The 18,257-nt window shown below is 71.1% G+C and carries 14 protein-coding genes and 1 pseudogene; 7 read left to right on the forward strand and 8 right to left on the reverse strand.

The features are described 5' to 3' along the window. The first annotated feature begins 57 nt into the window (after positions 1-57). Positions 58-231, forward strand: coding sequence for a hypothetical protein (locus ACFC8N_RS26530; RefSeq protein WP_376290369.1), 174 nt, complete (start codon positions 58-60; stop codon positions 229-231). 50 nt (positions 232-281) lie between these two features. Continuing rightward, complete coding sequence (locus ACFC8N_RS26535) at positions 282-1,409, forward strand: low temperature requirement protein A (protein ID WP_376290372.1); 1,128 nt, start codon at positions 282-284, stop codon at positions 1,407-1,409. A gap of 124 nt (positions 1,410-1,533) precedes the next feature. Here the strand turns inward: ACFC8N_RS26535 and ACFC8N_RS26540 are convergent, their stop codons facing one another. Then, on the reverse strand, positions 1,534-2,505 hold the full coding sequence (locus tag ACFC8N_RS26540; protein ID WP_376290374.1) for an alpha/beta hydrolase: 972 nt from the start codon (positions 2,503-2,505) through the stop codon (positions 1,534-1,536). A gap of 397 nt (positions 2,506-2,902) precedes the next feature. Between ACFC8N_RS26540 and ACFC8N_RS26545 the strand changes: the two genes are divergently transcribed. The 4 genes from ACFC8N_RS26545 to ACFC8N_RS26560 all read left to right on the forward strand — a co-directional run bounded on the left by ACFC8N_RS26545 (position 2,903) and on the right by ACFC8N_RS26560 (position 6,892). Beyond that, the gene (locus tag ACFC8N_RS26545) at positions 2,903-4,780 is read left to right on the forward strand and encodes an amidohydrolase (RefSeq protein WP_376290376.1); all 1,878 of its coding nucleotides are present in this window, start codon (positions 2,903-2,905) and stop codon (positions 4,778-4,780) included. A gap of 150 nt (positions 4,781-4,930) precedes the next feature. Next, positions 4,931-5,593 (forward strand): hydrolase, encoded by a 663-nt coding sequence (locus ACFC8N_RS26550; RefSeq protein ID WP_362819857.1) that lies wholly within the window; start codon positions 4,931-4,933, stop codon positions 5,591-5,593. Between the two features lie 56 nt (positions 5,594-5,649). Continuing rightward, entirely contained in the window at positions 5,650-6,174 is a 525-nt protein-coding gene (locus ACFC8N_RS26555; protein WP_376290379.1) for a DoxX family protein, read from the forward strand. Further along, positions 6,155-6,892, forward strand: coding sequence for a YoaK family protein (locus tag ACFC8N_RS26560; protein ID WP_356030799.1), 738 nt, complete (start codon positions 6,155-6,157; stop codon positions 6,890-6,892). Before ACFC8N_RS26555 ends, ACFC8N_RS26560 begins: the two co-directional genes overlap by 20 nt. A gap of 279 nt (positions 6,893-7,171) precedes the next feature. On the opposite strand, the pseudogene ACFC8N_RS26565 reads toward ACFC8N_RS26560, so the two are convergent. The 5 genes and pseudogenes from ACFC8N_RS26565 to ACFC8N_RS26585 form a co-directional block, all read right to left on the reverse strand. Next, a pseudogene (locus tag ACFC8N_RS26565) lies at positions 7,172-7,971 on the reverse strand (maleylpyruvate isomerase N-terminal domain-containing protein). A gap of 631 nt (positions 7,972-8,602) precedes the next feature. After that, positions 8,603-10,285 (reverse strand): ATP-binding cassette domain-containing protein, encoded by a 1,683-nt coding sequence (locus ACFC8N_RS26570; RefSeq protein ID WP_376290382.1) that lies wholly within the window; start codon positions 10,283-10,285, stop codon positions 8,603-8,605. After that, positions 10,282-12,048: an ABC transporter ATP-binding protein/permease gene (locus ACFC8N_RS26575; RefSeq protein ID WP_376290385.1), complete on the reverse strand. Its 1,767-nt coding sequence runs from the start codon at positions 12,046-12,048 to the stop codon at positions 10,282-10,284. Before ACFC8N_RS26575 ends, ACFC8N_RS26570 begins: the two co-directional genes overlap by 4 nt. Then, on the reverse strand, positions 12,045-13,325 hold the full coding sequence (locus tag ACFC8N_RS26580) for a cytochrome d ubiquinol oxidase subunit II (protein ID WP_376290387.1): 1,281 nt from the start codon (positions 13,323-13,325) through the stop codon (positions 12,045-12,047). The genes ACFC8N_RS26575 and ACFC8N_RS26580 overlap by 4 nt, the downstream gene beginning before the upstream one ends. Continuing rightward, the gene (locus ACFC8N_RS26585; RefSeq protein ID WP_376290390.1) at positions 13,318-14,682 is read right to left on the reverse strand and encodes a cytochrome ubiquinol oxidase subunit I; all 1,365 of its coding nucleotides are present in this window, start codon (positions 14,680-14,682) and stop codon (positions 13,318-13,320) included. The genes ACFC8N_RS26580 and ACFC8N_RS26585 overlap by 8 nt, the downstream gene beginning before the upstream one ends. Before the next feature lie 203 nt (positions 14,683-14,885). On the opposite strand from ACFC8N_RS26585, the gene ACFC8N_RS26590 reads away from it, so the two are divergent. Next, the gene (locus ACFC8N_RS26590; RefSeq protein WP_376290392.1) at positions 14,886-16,547 is read left to right on the forward strand and encodes an MFS transporter; all 1,662 of its coding nucleotides are present in this window, start codon (positions 14,886-14,888) and stop codon (positions 16,545-16,547) included. Positions 16,548-16,597: 50 nt separating this feature from the next. On the opposite strand, the gene ACFC8N_RS26595 is transcribed toward ACFC8N_RS26590, so the two are convergent. Next, positions 16,598-17,023 (reverse strand): SsgA family sporulation/cell division regulator, encoded by a 426-nt coding sequence (locus ACFC8N_RS26595; protein WP_376290395.1) that lies wholly within the window; start codon positions 17,021-17,023, stop codon positions 16,598-16,600. 148 nt (positions 17,024-17,171) lie between these two features. Continuing rightward, positions 17,172-18,146, reverse strand: a complete 975-nt coding sequence (locus ACFC8N_RS26600) for a helix-turn-helix domain-containing protein (protein WP_376290398.1) — start codon at positions 18,144-18,146, stop codon at positions 17,172-17,174. Positions 18,147-18,257: the final 111 nt, after the last annotated feature.

Consider the following 18,257-nt stretch of genomic DNA (forward strand, 5'->3'; position numbering starts at 1 on the left):
AGCTCTAGCGTCGTCGGGGCGGTCCATCGCCGGAGTGCCGGCGGAACGAGGAGAGGCATGAGTACGGACGAGCAGGCGGACGTGGTGGTCGGTGCGAGGTCGGCGGGCGGGGAGGTGTGGCTGAACGTGACCGTCCGTGCGGAGGTACCCGTCGACCGGCTTCAGCGCATGATCTACGCCGGTCCCACCTTGCACCGGACGATCGAGGCGGCCCCGGGAGCCCTCCACTGAACCGCGTTCCGGCCCTGCGGACGGACCCGGGCGCCAAGCGGCCACGCAGCATGGTGGGCCGCGACCCCGGCGAGCCGCACCGGTCCGCCACCTCGCTGGAGCTGTTCTTCGACCTGTGCTTCGTGGTCGCGGTGGCGCAGGCGTCCACGAGCCTGCGCGGGGCGCTGACGGCAGGGGACTACGCCGGCGGTGCGCTGCGCTTCTCGCTGGTGTTCTTCACCATCTGGTGGGCGTGGATGAACTTCACCTGGTTCGCCTCCGCCTACGACCCGGACGATGTCCCGTACCGGCTGACGGTGCTGGTGCAGATCACCGGATCGCTCGTCCTCGCCGCCGGTGTGCGCCGCGCGTTCGAGGACGGGGATCTGTACGTCATCACGCTCGGGTACGTCGTACTGCGGACGGCGCTCGCCGCGCTGTGGTTGCGTGCCGCGCTGTCCGATCCCGCTCGGCGGAGCACCGCGCTACGCTTCGCCGCAGGGGTGACGGTATGTCAATTCGGTTGGGTGGGGCTGCTCTTCGTCCCGGTGTCGGCGCGGCTGGGCGGCATCGTGGTGATGATCGCGGTCGAGGTGGCCGTTCCCGTGTGGGCGCAGTCCGCCGGGATGACGCCCTGGCATCCGCGTCACATCGCCGAGCGCTATGAACTGTTCACCCTCATCGTCCTCGGCGAGTCCGTAGCGGCCGCCACCGTCGCCGTCCGCAGCGTCTTCGGCCGGTATCACGGCACCGGTTCGCTGTATGTGCTGGCGGCCGGTGGCCTGCTCATGGCCTACGCCATGTGGTGGCTGTACTTCGCCCGGCCCGCGCACACGCTGCTCGCCACGACACACCAGGCCCACCGCAGGAGGTTCCCCTGGGCGTACGGTCACTACCTGATCTTCGCCTCGGCGACCGCCGAGGGCGCCGGCGTGGCCGCGTACGCCGATCAGGTCACGCGTCACACCGGGACCTCATCGACTGCCGCCGGCGCCGCGGTCACCGTTCCGGCGGCCGTTTTCCTGATCACGGTCTGGATGGTGCACCTGCGGCCACACCAACGGAGCGTGGCCGAACGCATTCTGTTTCCCCTCGCCGCGGCCGGTGTCCTGGCGGCCGCCTGGTCCCCGGCACCCGCGCTTGTCGCCGGTGTGGTTCTGGCGAGCCTGGCTGCGGTGGTCACGGTGCCGCGCCGGTGACCGGGGCCGGCGGCGGGGTCCCGCACCGAGCCATGACGAAAGGGCCGCGCGGACGGACGCTGTGAAGGGAGTCCGTCCGCGCGGCCCCGCGTCGCACCCCTCGGTGTGAGCGCGGAGCGCGCTGTCAGCCGGCGTGCAGCGCGCCGCGCAGGGTGCCGGTGGCCAGCGTGATGGCGGCCTCGGCGGCGTGGGTCTCGCGCAGCGCGTTGAGCATCACGAAGTCGTGGATGATGCCCTGGAAGCGGACGGCGGTGACCGGGACGCCGGCCGCGCGCAGCTTGTTGGCGTAGGCCTCGCCCTCGTCGCGGAGCACGTCGGCCTCACCGGTGATCACCAGGGCCGGAGGCAGGCCGGTGAGCTGCTCGGTGGTGGCGCGCAGCGGGGAGGCGGTGATCTGGGCGCGCTCGGCCTCGTCGGTCGTGTACTGGTCCCAGAACCACTGCATGCCGTCGCGGCGCAGGAAGTAGCCGGTGGCGAACTGGTGGTAGGAGCCGGTGTCGAAGTTGGCGTCGGTGACCGGGTAGAACAGCACCTGCTGCACCAGCGGGACGTCGCCGCGTTCCTTGGCCATCAGGGTCAGCGCCGCGGTCATGTTGCCGCCGACGGAGTCGCCGGCCACGGCCAGCCGGGAGCCGTCCAGGCCCTTGGCGGCGCCCTGCTCGACGACCCACTTCGCGACCGTGTAGTTCTGCTCGATGGCGACCGGGTAGCGGGCCTCGGGGGACAGGTCGTACTCGGGGAACACCACGGCGGCGTTCGCGCCCACGGCGAGTTCGCGCACCAGGCGGTCGTGCGTGTGGGCGTTGCCGAACACCCAGCCGGCGCCGTGGATGTAGAGGACCACCGGTAGGGTCCCCTCGGCGCCGGCGGGCTTGACGACGCGGGCCCGGACGCTGCCCGTCGGACCGCCGGAGACGGTGATCCACTCCTCGTCGATCTGCGGCTTGGCGATCTCACCGGACTGCACCTCGTCGACTGCCTTGCGGCCCTCCGCCGGGGGCAGATCGAAGAGGTAGGGCGGGTTGGCGGTGGCCTCGGCGAACGCGGCCGCGGCCGGCTCCAGGACCGGCTGCACCTGCTCCACGGCGTCGGACATGTGTATCTCCCCAGTTTCATGTGGCGCGCCGGGCTCGCGGGCGCGGTGAGGCGACTTTCGCATCAGACCCGGGGATCTGACGAGTCGTCGATCGCCACGCTAGGCCGCTCATGTGACGGCGAATGTCCCACGAGCGCACCGGAGTTGTCCCTGGAGAGCACGGACACGCAGTGCACTGTCGGAACGCACCCAGTGCACTGCCGGGACAAAGGGAGGCTTTGGCGCGAAATAGCCTGGCGGCCGCAGCAGTCGAGGTGCCGGGTACGGGCCTGTGCGGTGCACGGCAGCCCGCCCCGTGACGCGTCATGCGGACCCGCCGCCGGCGACGCACATGAAAGTCGATGCAGACGCATTCGACGTCGTTCATCCCGCAGGAGGTTGTCGAAAGGTGTCCACGATGCCCGTCGGTGGGCTGGTTCCCCGCGCCACCGACAACGCCGCGGACCTGGTCGTCCGCAACGCGAAGATCCACACCGCGGACCCGGTCCGCCCGCAGGCCGAGGCGATCGCCATCCGCGACGGTGTCATCACGGTCGTCGGCGGCGACAACGACGTCGCACCCCATGTCGGCCCGGACACGAAGGTGGTCGACGCCCTCGGCCGCCGGATGGTCCCCGGCCTCAACGACGCGCATCTGCATGTCATCCGGGGCGGTCTCAACTACGTACTGGAGCTGCGCTGGGACGGCGTCCCCACCCTGCGCCAGGGCCTGGCGATGCTGCGCGAGCAGGCCGCCCGCACCCCCAAGGGCCAGTGGGTACGGGTGGTGGGCGGATGGTCGGCCGAGCAGTTCGCCGAACGGCGGCTGCCGACCGTCGCCGAGCTGAACGCCGCCGCACCGGACACCCCGGTGTTCGTCCTGCACCTGTACCAGGCGGCGGTGCTCAACCGGGCGGCGCTCAAGGCCGCCGGATTCACCCGGGACACCCCCGACCCCAGGGGCGGCCAGATCGTACGCGGCCGGGACGGTGAGCCGACGGGCATGCTGCTGGCCGCCCCCAGCGCCCTCATCCTGTACTCGACGCTGGCCAAGGCCCCGGTGCTGGAGGGCGAGGACAGGAAGACCTCCACCCGTCACTTCCTGCGCGAACTCAACAGGTTCGGCCTCACGTCGGCGATCGACGCGGCCGGGGGGTTCCAGAACTTCCCCGACAACTACAGCACGGTCACCGAACTGGCGAAGGCCGGTCAACTGTCCCTGCGCATCGCCTATCACCTCTTCCCGCAGACCGCCGGTCAGGAAATCGACGATCTCACCCGCTGGATCGAGATGGCCCGCCCCGAGGACGGGGACGAATGGCTGCGCCTCAACGGTGCGGGCGAGAATCTGACGTGGGCGGCGGCGGACTTCGAGAACTTCGCCGAGCCACGGCCGCAACTGGGCGACTACGAGGCGGAGTTCGAGAAGGCCGTACGCCTGCTCATGGAAAACGGCTGGGGTTTCCGGCTGCACGCCACCTATGACGAGACCATCCGCCGGGATCTGGCGGTCTTCGAGAAGCTCGCCGCGGAAGGGCTCTTCCCGGCCGGCAACCGATGGCTGTTCGACCATGCGGAGACGGTCTCCGCGGACAGCCTCGACCGTATCGCAGCCCTCGGCGGCGCCATGTCCGTGCAGAACCGGCTGTCCTTCCAGGGCGAGGCGTTCGTACGCCGATACGGTCCCGGTGCCGCAGCGGACGCCCCGCCGATCCGGGCCATGCTGGAGCGCGGACTGACCGTCGGCGCCGGCACCGACGCGACCCGGGTCTCCACCTACAACCCGTGGGTCGCCCTGCACTGGCTCGTCACCGGCCGCACCGTGGGTGACCTGGTCGTCCGCCCGCCGCACAACCGGGTCGACCGGCGTACCGCGCTGGCGATGTTCACCGAGGCGGGTGCCGCGCTGACCGGGGAGACGAGCGTCAAGGGCGTCCTGCGTCCGGGCTTCCTCGGTGACCTGGCCGTCCTCTCCGAGGACTACTTCACCGTGCCCGAGCCGGACATCGCGCACATCGAGTCCCTGCTGACGGTCGTCGGCGGCCGGATCGTCTACGCCACCGCCGAGTACGCGGGCCTGGACGAGGAACTGCCGCCGGTCAGCCCCGAGTGGAGCCCGGTGTCGCACTTCGGCGGCTACCAGGCCACACCCGGTACGGGCCTGTCGGGCGCCCGCCAGGCCGAGCTGCTCGGCCAGGCCGTCGCCGAGTCGGAGCAGCACCGCCAGTGGCGTGCCCGCCGCGGCCTCGCCCCCGGGCCCGCGAGCACGTTCTTCGACCCCTGCTTCTCCCTCTGATCCGCAGTTCTCCCCCTGACCTCCCGGGAGGGGCCCGGTCACGAACCGCCCCTCCCGGGACGCCACCCCAACTCGCGCCGCAAACCGCGCGGTTGCGCTGGACAGCGGACGCCCGTCCGCGATCACCACACACATGGAAAGGCCACTGTCATGGTCAACGTCTCCGAGGTCACCGCGGCCCCCAGCCCCGACCTGCTCACCCCCGACAACTGCGCGGTGCTCTTCATCGACCACCAGCCGCAGATGTTCTTCGGCACCGGCAGCGGTGACCGCACCGCGATCATCAACTCGACCGTCGGCCTGGCGAAGGCCGCCAGGGCGTTCGACGTGCCGGTCGTGCTGAGCACCGTGGCCGCCGAGTCCTTCTCCGGCCCGATCCTGCCGCAGCTGTCCGAGGTCTTCCCCGACCAGAAGATCATCGACCGCACCACGATGAACGCCTGGGAGGACGTCGACTTCGTCGAGGCGGTCAAGGCCACCGGCCGTAAGAAGCTGGTCATCGCCGGCCTGTGGACCGAGGTCTGTGTCGTCCTGCCCGTGCTCTCCGCCCTCGCGCAGGGCTACGAGGTCTACGTGGTCACCGACGCGTCCGGCGGCGTCAGCCCGCAGGCCCACGAGCACGCCGTCCAGCGCATGGTCCAGGGCGGCGCGGTCCCGGTGACCTGGGTGCAGGTGCTGCTGGAGCTCCAGCGCGACTGGGCCCGCGGCGAGACCTACATGTCGGTCATGGACGTGGTGAAGGAGCACGGCGGAACCTACGGTCTCGGCGTGGTCTACGCGCAGGCCGTCATCGGGGCCCACGCCGCCGGCTGATCCCCGCGCCTTCACAGAGCAGTCAGGGACAGAGTGTCAGGAACAGGCAGGAGAAGATGAACGCTGGACTGCTGGTCCTCCGGCTGGTGACGGGACTCCTCATCGCCGGCCACGGAGTTCAGAAGGTGAGCTTCCGGCTGGGAGGTCACGGCTTGGCGGGCGGGACCGAGGAGTTCCGCCACGACGGGTTCCGCGGCGGTCGGCTGACCGCGATCGTCGCGGGTGCCAGTCAGATCGGTGCCGGCCTGTTCCTGAGCGCCGGACTGCTCACGCCTCTGGCCGCGATGGCGGCCATGGGGGTGATGACGGTCGCGGGCACCGTCAAACGGCCCAAGGGCCTGTGGGTGCAGAACGACGGCTACGAGTACCCGATGGTCCTCGTCGTGGTCTCAGCGGCGCTGGCTCTCACCGGGCCCGGCCGGTGGTCGTTCGACCAGGTGCTGGGCGTCACCCCCTGGCCGCTGTGGGTCGTCCTCCCCGCGATCGTGGCCGGCCCGGTGAGCGGACTGCTCACCCGCGTCGTGCTGCACCGTCCGCCCGCCACAACGGAAAGGAAGCAGCATGCGCAGGCTGCTGAATGACGCGGTACACACACTTGTACCGACCGGAGAGGACCGCCACGGCCCGCTGCCTCCCCTGATGCTGACGCTCACGGTGGTCACCGGTCTGGTCGACGCGGTGAGCTATCTGGCGCTCGGGCACGTCTTCGTCGCCAACATGACCGGCAACGTGGTGTTTCTCGGGTTCGCGCTGGTCGGCGCCGCGAACCTCTCCGCGCTCGCCTCCGTCGTCGCGCTGGCGGCGTTCCTCCTCGGCGCGCTCACCGGGGGCAGGCTCGGCACCCGGTTCGCGACGCACCGCGGAAACCTGCTGAAAACGGCCACCGCCGTGCAGACGGTCCTGGTCGCCGTCACCGTGGCCGCCGCCGCGGTCACCGACGGACGGGTCACCACTGCGGTCCAGTACACCCTGATCGTGTTCCTCGGGCTCGGCATGGGCCTGCAGAACGCGGTCGCCCGACGCCTCGGCGTCCCGGACCTCACCACGACCGTACTGACCCTGACCCTGACGGGACTGGCCGCGGACTCCACCCCCGCCGGCGGTGCGGCGCCACGGCCCGGCCGCCGGATCCTGTCCGTGCTGGCGATGCTCCTCGGCGCCTTCGCCGGAGCCCAACTGGTGCTGCACGGCCACCTCGTGCTCACCCTCGGCCTGGCCCTGCTGCTCCTCGCCCTCGTCTCCGTGACCACCCACCGTCTCTCGGCCGCCGACCCGGCCTGGACCCGGTCACCGTCCTGAGACCGGCACCGCTCGCCCCACGAGGGCACCTGACGCGTCCGGCTCGCCGACCGGGCCCCTCATGGGAGAAGGCCTCGCGCAGGGCGTCGCGCACCTCGCCGGGCTTCGAGGAACTGGGCGCCGATGGCCTGGGGCAGCGCGTTGTCGTGCGCGTCGTAGTCGTCGTTGAAGGCTCGTGACTCATTAGGTGATCTCCAGGGGGCTGCGGCCCTTCCCGGTGGTTGTAGCCGTTGGCGGGAGGCGTGCCCCGGGGCGTACGAGGTGGCGCATCGTCACGTCCTACTCATCCGGGTCCCAGGCGTTGAGCTGCTCGAAGAGACGTCGGTCGCCGTCGAGCTTCAGGGAGTCGATCGGGATACGGTCGTACAGGACGAGGACCAGCTCGCTGGCCGTGCCCCGAGCGGAGAAGAAGGCGGTGGCCGCGTCCGGGTCCTGGCCGGCAGCGGTGGCCGGCATGGTGCCGGGCCCGGGAAGGCGGGCGGTCCGTGCGCCGTCGGCGGAGAGCGAGAGGCGCCAGGAGCGGCCCTCGGAGGCATGGAAGTCGACGTCAGCGGGCTTGTGCGGCCAGGGACTTGTCGTTGCGACGCAGGTGGACAGGAACTCGTCGACACCGTCGAGCGCCACCTCGTCCGGCAGCGGCTGCGGGGCACCTACGGTGATCTGGGCGTCGTACGTGTGCACCGCCATCTGCTGGAGCTGGTGCCGAGCTACGGCACCGGAGGTCTGCGGCGACTGCGACGTCCCCCCCACCACGTCCAGCAACCGCGATCCGGGCCGGCCTTCCGTAATGCGTCCAGCAGTTGCTCCGTGGACTCCGCCAACCAGGCCAGCAGGGCCTCGCGCTCCCGAGGCGCAGCCGGGGCGCCCTGCGCTGCGGACTTGGCCGGAGCAGGCCCTGCGGCGACGGTGGCGGCCCGGTCGCGGCGCCCCTCGCCGATGTGCTGCGCCAGATCGAACAGCGTCCACTCGGGGCAGGTCGGCACCTGTACGTCGAGGCTGGGCGCGGAGGCGACCGCGGCGCGGGTGTCCGGGACGACGACGCGGATCCGGTCGGTGGACCAGCCGAGCAGCGCGGCCAGTGCACGGCGCAGCCGGTGCGGCATTCCATGGGGCTCGGCATCAGCGCGTTCTGGCGGTACGTGGCCTCGACGACGGCTTCGGCGTCCCGCCGGACCGACGGGGCGATGGGCTCTCCCGCCTCGACCCGCAACGCGATGTCGCTCAGCCCGTCGAACAGCCGGACCGAGTCGTCCGGCGCCGCGGAGGCAGTCACCACCGCGGGCAGTGGATCGATGGTCGCGGTGACCTCGGCGACCCGGTCCTCGGCCCGGTACCGGTCCTCTCCGAGGACGACCGCCAGCGCCTCTCCCGGGTAGCGCACCCGGTCCTTTACGAGCGCCGGCCACTCCCGTCCCGCGACGGCTTCCTCCGTGGCGAGCCCGGCCGGCAGGCCGCCGTGTCGTCGGTGTCCTTGCGGGAAGCCGTCATGGAGTCATCGTCGAGATCTGTGCCGCAGTGCCGCTCTGGTGCTCCGCCTCCGTACAACCGCCCCATGCGCCGTAAGGCTCGCGTGAGCCCTTGGCGAAGAGAGCGCCCCGCTCACCGTGGGGAGAGAAGAAAACGGAACGGTCCATGCCGCAGCACGCGGCGTCGGCTGGCCAATCCGCTTCGCTTTTCTCCCTCGTCGCTCGTTTCGCCAAGGGATGTCTCTCAGCGCACCTCCGGCTGATCCACGATTGCCGCCTGGGAAGTGGGCTTCAGCCGCAGGACCTGGGCGGCGGCGAAGGGCATCAGGTCGTCGTGCCGGTCCGGTAGGGCGATCACCAGGGCGCTGTCCGGCAGGGCGCGACGCACGCCCGTCAGCATCCGCACCGCCGTAGGCGCGTCGAGGCCGGTCGTCGGCTCGTCGAGCAGGAGGACCGCCGGTGTCCGCAGGACCGCTCTCGCGATCACCAGGCGGCGTCGCTGACCCTGTGAGAGCGCATGGCCCAGGGGGCCCGTCGGGGTGTCGAGAGGCAACCGCTCCAAGGCCGCGGCCGCCAGCGCGGCCCGAAGGGTGTCGTCGTCCGCGTCCGGGGCGGCCTGCCGGAGGTTCTCGGCGATGGTCGCGTCGGCGATCCAGTCCTCCGCCTCGACGAGGGTGAGGCGATCGGCGATCGCATGGGCGGGCAGGGACTCGACCGGGACGCCGTCGAGCAGCACCGACCGGGCAGCGGCGGGGGAGATGCGCCCGGCCAGGGTCTCCAACAGGGTGCTTTTGCCGCTGCCGTTGGGTCCGGTGACCAGGACGACGCTGCCGGGCTCGATCACCGCGGACCACCGGGTGCGGTCGTCGCCGACGCCCACGGGCAGATGGCGGGCCACCAGGGGTGCTCCTGTCGCGCCCGGGAGCGGCGACTGCGACGGGGACATGGCCGACGGCTCGTCCGGGAGGACGCGGTGCGCCAGGTCCGTCAGCCGCAGGGCGGCGTCGGTGGCCAGGCCGTGGTCGCGGAGCACGTGCGGGAGCGCCTCCATCAGCTCGTACGCGGCCGCGACGAGCAGCACCTCGCCGATGGCGTCGGCAGCCGACTGCGTGAGGACAGGACCGGACAGCGCCAGCACCAGGACCGCCGTCTGGCCGGTCACGGCCAGCAGCCGCAGCAGCAGCTTGGACCGGCGCATCAGCGACTCGGCCGCGGTCTCGGCCTGCCGGGCCCGGGCGACGGCGTGCGCGACCTGATCGCGGACCAGGCCGACCGCGTCCAGGCAGCGCAGTTCCGGCAGTGCGGAGCGCGCGGTGAGCAGCGCGGAGCGGGCCGTGGCCCAGGCTTCGGCGGCCGTCCGCCGATGGCCACGGGTCCGCCGCTCCGCCGTCACTGCCGTGGCCGCGGAGAGCGCGAGCAGCAGCAGTTCGGCCGCACCCGACGGCCAACTCGCCGCCATCAGCAGAGTGACGACGACGGCGGCGGTCAGGCCGATCCCGGCCAGCGGCGGGACGACCTGGCCGGCCATCCCGCCCACCGCGCCGACGTCGCTGGTGAGCCGGCCCATCAGGGCGCCGTCGCGGTGGGTGCGCAGTTCGCGTGCCGGCACGGTGGTCGCGGCGCGGACCAGCCGTGAACGCAGCGAGACGGTCGCACCGAGCAGAGCGCCGTGGCTGACCAGGCGCTCCGAGTAGCGCAGACCGGTGCGGCCCAGGGCGAGAGCGCGGACCGTCCCCGAGGGGTACATCCACGACCAGGTGGTGTTCGCCTGCGCGGTGACCACCGCGCAGGACGTCAGGAACCAGCCGGAAACCCCCAGCAGACCGGCGGCACACAGCTCGGCGGTCCCGGCGAGCACCGCCGCGAACAGCAGGTCGCGGCGTGCCCGGTGGTCCGCCGCGGTCCACAGAAGCCTGAACGCGGTCACCGCGTCTCCCCGATCCGGGACACCCGTCCCTGGCTCAACCGCACGATGTCGTCGGCGATGTCGAGGAGCGCCGGGCTGTGGGTCGTCAGCAGCACGGTGCGAGTGCGCGCGAGTGTCCGGATGGCGCCGATGATCCGGGCCTCGCCGTCCGGGTCCAGATGGGCGGTGGGTTCGTCCAGACACAGCAGCGGTGTGTCGTGGAGAAGCGCCCGGACCAGGACCAGTTGCTGCGTCTGCCCGGAGGACAGCCCCCGGCCGCGCTCACCGACCGCGGTCGCCAGTCCCTGGGGGAGTGCGGCCAGCAGGTCCTCGAAGCCCAGTGCCGTGAACGCCGCGGTCAGCTGCTCGTCGCCGACGCCGCGCCGGGCCAGCAGCAGGTTGTCGCGCAATGAGCCCGGGAGGAGGTAGGAGGGCTGTCCGGCCCATGCCGTCATGGCCGGTGAGGCGGGCAGGGTCGCGGAACCGATGGTGTGCACGCACCGCCCGCGGTCCGGTTCCCGCAGACCTGCCGCCACGGAGAGCAGCGTGGTCTTTCCGGCGCCGCTGGGCCCGCTGACGGCCACGATGGAACCCGGTCGCATGGTGACGGTGACGTCGGTCAGGGCCGCGTCGTCGCGACCCGGGTACCGGACCGTCACCTGCTCCAGGAGCACACCGGCCGGGCCCGGCGGGCGCAGGGCGTGCACACGGGTCGGCGGGCCGGCGGCCGGTGTGACGGCGGTCCGGTCGATGATCTCCGCGATCAGCTCGGCCGCCGCGGAGGCCTCGGCACGGGCGTGGTAGCCGCGGGCCAGTTCCCGGGCGGGCGCGAAGTACGCCGGGGTCAGGACCAGGACGAACAGCGCGGTGCCCAGGCTCATGGTGGACGGGACCACCGGCAGGTCGAGGTAGCCCAGCAGGGCGAGCCCGCAGTACGTGGCGACGACGGCCATGGCCACCGTGATGAGGAGCTCGATCCAGGCGGTCGAGAGGAAGGCCACCCGCAGTACGGCGTTGGTGCGCCTGGCCAGTTCCCTGTCGGCTGCCTCGGTCGCGCGTACCGCTTCCGCACCGGCTCCGAGGCCGACGAGCGTGGGCAGCCCGCGCAACTGGTCCAGCAGATGGGTGCTCAGCCTCCGGGTGGCGGTGAGCTGGGCGTGCACGGCGGCACGGGTCCCCATGCCGATCACCTTCAGGTTGAACGGCAGCAGCGGGGTCGCCAGCACCAGCATCAGCGCGACGGCCCAGCTGCCCACCAGGACGGCGGCCAGGATGACGCCGCTGCCCAGCAGCATCGCCCGCCGCGCTGGGACGTATGTCGTCAGCCACGGGCTCAGCCGGCCCACCTCGCTGTCCAGCGCCTCACCGAGAGCGGCGTCGGACACCTCCTCGGCGGGCGTGCCCGTGGACGGGAGTGCGGCCAGGAGAAGGCGGGCTCGGAGGTGGTCCCGGACGGCAGCCGCCCCGTCCTCGGCCACTCGGTCGGCCGCCGCGAGCAGAACCGCGCGCAGCAGCAGCCCGACGGCGACCAGGGCCGCACCGGAGAGCACCGCAGCCAGGGCCACACCCCCGTGCGGGGCCCGCAGCGCGGCCTGCGCCGTCCAGCCCATCCCTGCCGCCCACAGCACATGACCCGCGGCCGCCAGTCCGCGCAGGGTGCCGGCGCGCCGGAACGCGGGTTCGCCGACCGCCGCCCATCGGGTGAGCAGTCCCGCCGCCCGCTGCTGCCCTGCGTCGTCCCGGCCGAGGCGGTCGAGATGGCCGGGGATGTCGGTCACGGTCACTGGTCGGCTGCCTGGAGGTCGAACTCGCCGACGGCCGCCGAGCGGCGGTCGGACCGGATCCACACGGCCAGCGCGGTCACGGCGAACACGGCGACACCGACCGGGCCGATCCACACCCGCACGCCACCGAAGACGTCCTGCGAGACGGCGGCCACCGCGACGGCCAGAAGGCTCAGGAGTACGCGCCGGGCGACGACCACCGCCCATGGACCGTCGCCCGCGGCCGAGACCACCGCCGCGGCCTGCCCCGTGGCAACCGCGGTGTCGGACGGCCGGCCGGCTGCGGCGGTGGAGGCCGGTGGCCGGGCGAACTTCCCTCGGAAGACCCACCACGCGTAGATGTTGTAGGTCAGGACGACCGGCATGCACCCACCCACACCGATGAGCAGGAACAGCTGCGACCCGTGCGGGGCGGCGGCCGCGTGCACCGTCAGGTCGGGCGGGACGACGACGGGTGCGGTGACGGCGACGAGCGCGAGCAGGCCCGCGGCCTCCGTACCGGCCACGGCGGCGAACGGACGCCAGTCGGGCCGGCGGCCGAAGCCGTACCAGGCGATCGCCGCGCAGACCACGGCCACCGCCACCGCGAGGCCGAACAACGTCGCGCGGAGCGGCTGGTCGAGGCGCAGGGGCTGCGGGTCGGCGAGCCGGAGCCCGAATCCCAGGACCAGGCCGGCCACTGCGACCGCCAGGAGCAGCGGTCGCCCCAGCCGGCCCGCCCACTCGTGGGCGGTTCCCGTGGTCTTGTCCTGCAGCCATGCGGCACCCGCCAGCAGATACACGGCCACCAGCCCCAGGGCGCACAGCACGCTGTAGGGCGTCAGCCAGTGCCAGGTTCCTCCGGCGAACTCCCCGCCGTGGTGGGGCAGTCCGGACAGGACGGCCCCGGCCACGAGCCCCTGGCACACCGTCGCCACCAGCGAAGAGATTCCGAAGACGAGGCCCCAGCCGCGCCGGTAGCCGGGGGCGGCGCTCTGCAGCTCGATGGCCGTGCCGCGCAGCACGATGGCGAGCAGCATGAGGATGAGCGGCAGGTAGACGCCGGGCAGCACGGTGGCGTAGACACCGGGCAGGCCCGCCCACAGCACCACACCCGCCAGGATGATCCAGCTCTCGTTGGCGTCCCAGGCAGTCGCGATCAGCTCGTTGTACTCCTTGCGCCGCCGGTCGCTGCGGTCGAACAGGCTCAGGATGCCGATGCCCAGGTCGTAGCCGTCGAGCAGGACGTAGGCGCCGAGTGCGAGCAGGACCAAGGCGTATGACGCGTACTCAAGCATGGCTGGTCTCCGTGGAGTGGACAGTGGCGCCGGCATCGGTCACCAGGTGCTCGGGGCCGGTCCGCACCGTGCGGACGATGTAGCGGATCCACAGCCCGAGCAGCAGCGCGTAGACGGTGACGAAGCCGGTGAGGCCGGCGATCGCCGCGCCGAGGGAGAGGTGCGAGACGGCGTCGCTGGTGCGGATCAGGCCGTAGACGACCCAGGGCTGCCGGCCGGTCTCGGCGGTGATCCAGCCACCGCTGATGGCCACGACACCGGCGGGCGCCATCCAGACCATCAGCCGATGGAACCGCCGGGCGGTGTACAGCCTGCCGCGCAGCCGCAGCACCAGTCCGGCGAAGGCCATGCCGAACATCGCCAGGGCGGTGAAGTACATCGCCCGGAAGCCGTAGAAGGCGGACCACATGTTGGGGCGCTCGTTCCTGGGTGTCTGCAGCAGTCCGGGGACGTGTGCCTTTCCGGAAAGGTCCTTTCCGATGACGGCGCCCAGGTGCGGGATCTCGACGTGGAACTTGTTCTCGCCCTGGTCCGTATCGGGCACCACGAGCAGGTTGTAGCCGTTGTTGTCGGTCTTCCAGTTGCCTTCGAAGGCCTGGAGTTTCGCGGGTTGGTGGACACCCATGAACGCGGCGGTGGCGTCGCCCACGTACAGCTGTACGGGCATCAGGATCGCCAGTACTCCCAGGGCGATGGACAGGGTGCGGCGTGCGAAGGGCAGTGCTCGCTGCTTGACGAGGTACCAGGCGGCGATCCCGCCGATGAACCAACTGGCGCTGATCAGCACCGCCAGCAGGATGTGCGGGTACCGGTAGGTGAACGCCGGGTTGAACAGCACGTGCCACCAGTTGCTCGCCCGGAACTGGCCGTCGACCTCGGTGAAGCCGGCCGGGTCCTGCATCCAGCTGTTGGCGGACAGGATCCAGGTCGTGGACAGCAGGGTGCCGACGACGAGCATCCAGCAGGCCAGCGCCATGGTCCGTGGGCGTACCCGGCCGTCGCCGTACAGCATGATGCCGATGAAGCCGGCCTCCAGGAAGAAGGCCGTGATGACCTCCATGCCGATCGTGACACCCAGGATCGGACCGACCGCGTGGGCGTAACTTCCCCAGTTGAGGCCGAACTCGAAGGTCATGACGGTTCCTGCGACCACGCCGAGGCCGAATCCGACTGCGAATATCTTCTTCCAGAAACGGAATATCTGGAGGTACAGCGGATTCCCGGTCCTGAGGTGGACCGTGTACATCACGGCCAGGAAGACGGAGAGTCCGACGGTCAGTGCGGGAAAGCTCATGTGAAAGACGGCGGTGATGGCGAACTGCCATCGTGAGATCTCCACCACTGCGGGCGATGCCATGGTGTTTCCCCTTGGTCGAGCGAGTCCTGGGGGCACCGTAGGGCCGGTTGGCGGGCGTCCTTTGTCTCTCGGCGCATGGCACGTGTTCCCGCAGCGCAACGCGCTCAGAGGCCACAGGCGGTGCGCTCTCGGTCAACCGGATTTCACCGATCGCTCCTATGGTTGCCCTCGTTCATGCCCGCACGGCTCCGGCAGGGATCAGCATGAGTGCTGCACGGCCACCGAAAGACCGCCCACGTCCCGATTCGGCCTGGGCCCCGTTCGCGGCGCGCGTCTTCCGCGCGCTGTGGGTCGCGCAACTCGTCTCCAACATCGGCAGCTGGATGCAGACCGTGGGCGCGCAGTGGCTGCTGGTCGGGCACGATGCCGCACTGGTGACGCTCGTACAGACCGCCTCCAGCCTCCCTTTCGTACTGCTGGCCCTGCCCTCGGGCGTCCTGGCCGACCGGTACGACCGTCGCCGGGTGCTGCTGGCCGCGCAGTTCGCCATGCTCGGCGTTTCCACCGGGCTGGCGGTGCTCGCGTTCGCGGATGAACTCACCCCGGGGCTTCTGCTCGGCCTCACCTTCCTGCTGGGATGCGGCACCGCTCTGATGGGCCCCGCCTGGCAGGCGATCCAGCCCGAGCTCGTGGAACGCGGCCAGTTGGGACAGGCGGCCGCGCTCGGCGCCGTGAACATGAACCTGGCCCGCGCCCTCGGCCCCGCGCTCGGCGGAGCGGTGGTCGCGGCAGCGGGCGCGGGCTGGGTCTTCGCCTTCAACGCCGCGTCCTACCTCGGCATCGCGGCCGTTCTCCTGCTCTGGAGGCGCCCTCCGGCTCAGGCGCCCGCAGCTCAGGGCGAGAAGCTCCTGACGGCCCTGCACGCCGGCCGCCGCTACGTGTGGTACGCGCCCGGCGTCCGTCGAGTCCTGTTGCGTACGGTGCTGTTCATACCCGCCGGCAGCGCGCTGTGGTCGCTGCTTCCCCTGGTCGCGAGCCGCTCCCTGGGCCTGCGTTCGGGAGGGTACGGGCTGCTGCTCGGCGCGGTCGGCGTCGGTGCCGTCGGCGGGGCCTTCGTACTGCCGGCCGTCCGTAGGGCTCTCGGCGCGGGCGGCACGCTCGCCGCGGGCACCGTCGTCTTCGCCGGAGTGCTGGCCGTACTGGCGACGACCCGGACCCTCTGGCTCGCGGTGGTCGTGCTGCTGCCCGCCGGGCTGGCCTGGATCGGTGTGCTGTCCACCCTCAACGCCGCCCTCCAGACGAGGCTGCCCGGCTGGGTCAGGGCCCGGGGACTCGCCGTGTACCTGCTGGTCTTTCAGGGTGGGCAGGCCCTGGCGGCACCTGTGTGGGGCGCACTGGCCGACGGACTCGGGCTGACCGTCTCCCTGCTGGCCGGCAGCGGGCTGCTCCTGGCCGGCGCGGTGACCGTGCGCCGCTGGCCGCTGCATGACACGAGGGCCATCGACCCGACCCCGTCCGACCACTGGCCCGTTCCGCCCCTGGTGTTCGAGCCCGGCCCGGCCGACGGCCCCGTGCTGGTCTCGGTCGTCTACCGCGTCGGCCCCGGGAACCGGTCCGCCTTCACCGACTGCATGGATCACGTGGCCCGTTCACGTCGGCGTACGGGAGCCCTCACCTGGGGGCTCTACCAGGACGGCAACGACCCGGAGCGGTTCATCGAGAACTACCTGGTCGCCTCGTGGTCGGAGCATCTCGCCCAGCACCACGGCCGGCTCACGGCGACCGACCGCCGGTACGAGGAGCGGGCCCGCCGCCTGCTGGTGAAGGGCACGGCACCGGAGGTGACCCACGCATTCGATGCCGCCGCGGGCGCCGTGGTGCCGGAGACGGAGGAGACCGCCGACGCCATGAACACGTCGGGGTGACGCCCTCGTCCTTGGCATCGTCGTCTCCGGCGTCCTCGGCCCAGGCCGGTTCAGTCCCGCCTGTCGGTGAGCTCGGCGAGGGCACGGTCGATGTCGAGGTGAAGGCTCTCCGTGCCCGGAGGCACGAGCGAGACCGTCCGCTGCACGAACGCGGCGACCGCTGACTCCGCGATGTCGATCAGCGCCGCACCGGCGGCGGGCCGCAGGACGACGCGCACGGAGTTCGGACGGCAACGGTGACGGGGAATCACCAGCACGTCCCCGGCACCGGTAGGCCGGCGCAGGCCCTCCGTGAGCAGTGAGCGGGCGAACACCCAGTCCACGGGTCGAGCCTCGGGTGCGCCGATGGAGAGTCGGACGGCGTAGGGGTCGGACACGTCGTAGTGCAGCTCCGCGGGCAGCGGGGCAGGCAGCTCGTCCGGGACACTGACGAGCACGGTCACCATGGATATGACCGAGGCTTCAGGCTGGATCATTTCATTCCCCAACAAGGGCTGCGGGAGCGGATTTCCTTGGAATAATCCTAAAATCCCGGAGTCGGGCCCTCTTGTCTCGGAATGCATGGAATATGGCACGAGAAAGAACCGGGCAGTGGTACCGGCGCCCAGCTCTGTCCCGGGCATGTTACCCAGCCGTGCGCCGTTCACCCGACAGGCCGTGAATCTGCCAGTCGCGCGGCGCTATGCCATAAGCGGCACGGAAAACACGGCTGAAATGGCTGGGGCTCACGAACCCCCAGCGCCGGGCGACGGTCGCCACCCCGAGTCCCAGAGCCGGGGACCGCAGAAGATCCCGACGGCACCGCTCCAGTCGCTCCGTCCGGATCCACTCCCCGACGGTGGTTCCCTCCGACTGGAACAACTTGTGCAGGTAGCGCACCGAAATGAAGTGAGCGGCGGCGATCGTGGTGGGTGACAGGTCCGGGTCGGAGAGGTTCCGCACGATGTGGTCCTTCACTCGCACCATCATGGCCGCGGCGCTTTCAGGAGCCTGAGGCCTGAAGCGGCCGCATCGCTCGTTGATGAACAGTGCCAGCAGGTCGAGCCCGGTGGCGAGGAACTGACGGCCGACGAAGTCGTCGAAGCCCGCTGCTTCGCGCGCCATGCGCGCGAAATAGGTCGACACCAGTGCGGCACTTCCGTCACGACCCGAGAACGCTCTCGCAGTCAACGCCTGCAGGTCCTCGTCCCGCACGCGGAGATCCTTCCGGGGAAACTGAAAGGAGGTGAAGCAGAACTCGCCCTCCACCTTCTTTCTGAACACCCGAGACGAATCAGAAATGGAGAAATCTCCCGGCTCTATCAGGCACTCTCTCCCGTCCTGCTCCTTGACGGCGCTGCCCCTGCGCTGAAGCGTGACGATGAGGTATTCCCTCCCGCCCCGGGCTATCAGGCGCTTGCTGCGCGTCACCTCCTGAGCCCCCGCCTGGACGTCCGACACCTGTGTGGCACCCAATTGGTGGGTGACGATTCTTCCTGGCGACGGATCTTCCTCCAGGATATTGACATCGAGCGGTACGAACGTCTGGGACACCGCTTCATGCCAGCGCTCTATCCGGTCGGCTGCGGACAGCGCCGCGGTGGAAAGGACGACGGACATCTGGCCCCCTTGGCATCGTGATCGACAGGCGAAGACCCGGTGTGCCTTCCAGATCACCGTGTCAGCCGGCCTGGGCCGGCACATCGCGTGAATCCGCTAGATCAGGGGTGC

Origin of the sequence: Streptomyces sp. NPDC055966 (assembly GCF_042269865.1) — a bacterium.
GTDB lineage: Bacteria > Actinomycetota > Actinomycetes > Streptomycetales > Streptomycetaceae > Streptomyces.

Excerpts from the sequence above, each read along its gene's own strand:
- ACFC8N_RS26580 (WP_376290387.1), bottom strand. The coding sequence starts at position 13,325 with ATGCTTGAGTACGCGTCATACGCCTTGGTCCTGCTCGCACTCGGCGCC.
- ACFC8N_RS26600 (WP_376290398.1), bottom strand. The coding sequence starts at position 18,146 with ATGTCCGTCGTCCTTTCCACCGCGGCGCTGTCCGCAGCCGACCGGATA.
- ACFC8N_RS26590 (WP_376290392.1), top strand. The coding sequence starts at position 14,886 with ATGAGTGCTGCACGGCCACCGAAAGACCGCCCACGTCCCGATTCGGCC.
- ACFC8N_RS26595 (WP_376290395.1), bottom strand. The coding sequence starts at position 17,023 with ATGATCCAGCCTGAAGCCTCGGTCATATCCATGGTGACCGTGCTCGTC.
- ACFC8N_RS26555 (WP_376290379.1), top strand. The coding sequence starts at position 5,650 with ATGAACGCTGGACTGCTGGTCCTCCGGCTGGTGACGGGACTCCTCATC.
- ACFC8N_RS26560 (WP_356030799.1), top strand. The coding sequence starts at position 6,155 with ATGCGCAGGCTGCTGAATGACGCGGTACACACACTTGTACCGACCGGA.
- ACFC8N_RS26535 (WP_376290372.1), top strand. The coding sequence starts at position 282 with ATGGTGGGCCGCGACCCCGGCGAGCCGCACCGGTCCGCCACCTCGCTG.
- ACFC8N_RS26540 (WP_376290374.1), bottom strand. The coding sequence starts at position 2,505 with ATGTCCGACGCCGTGGAGCAGGTGCAGCCGGTCCTGGAGCCGGCCGCG.
- ACFC8N_RS26545 (WP_376290376.1), top strand. The coding sequence starts at position 2,903 with ATGCCCGTCGGTGGGCTGGTTCCCCGCGCCACCGACAACGCCGCGGAC.
- ACFC8N_RS26585 (WP_376290390.1), bottom strand. The coding sequence starts at position 14,682 with ATGGCATCGCCCGCAGTGGTGGAGATCTCACGATGGCAGTTCGCCATC.
- ACFC8N_RS26530 (WP_376290369.1), top strand. The coding sequence starts at position 58 with ATGAGTACGGACGAGCAGGCGGACGTGGTGGTCGGTGCGAGGTCGGCG.
- ACFC8N_RS26550 (WP_362819857.1), top strand. The coding sequence starts at position 4,931 with ATGGTCAACGTCTCCGAGGTCACCGCGGCCCCCAGCCCCGACCTGCTC.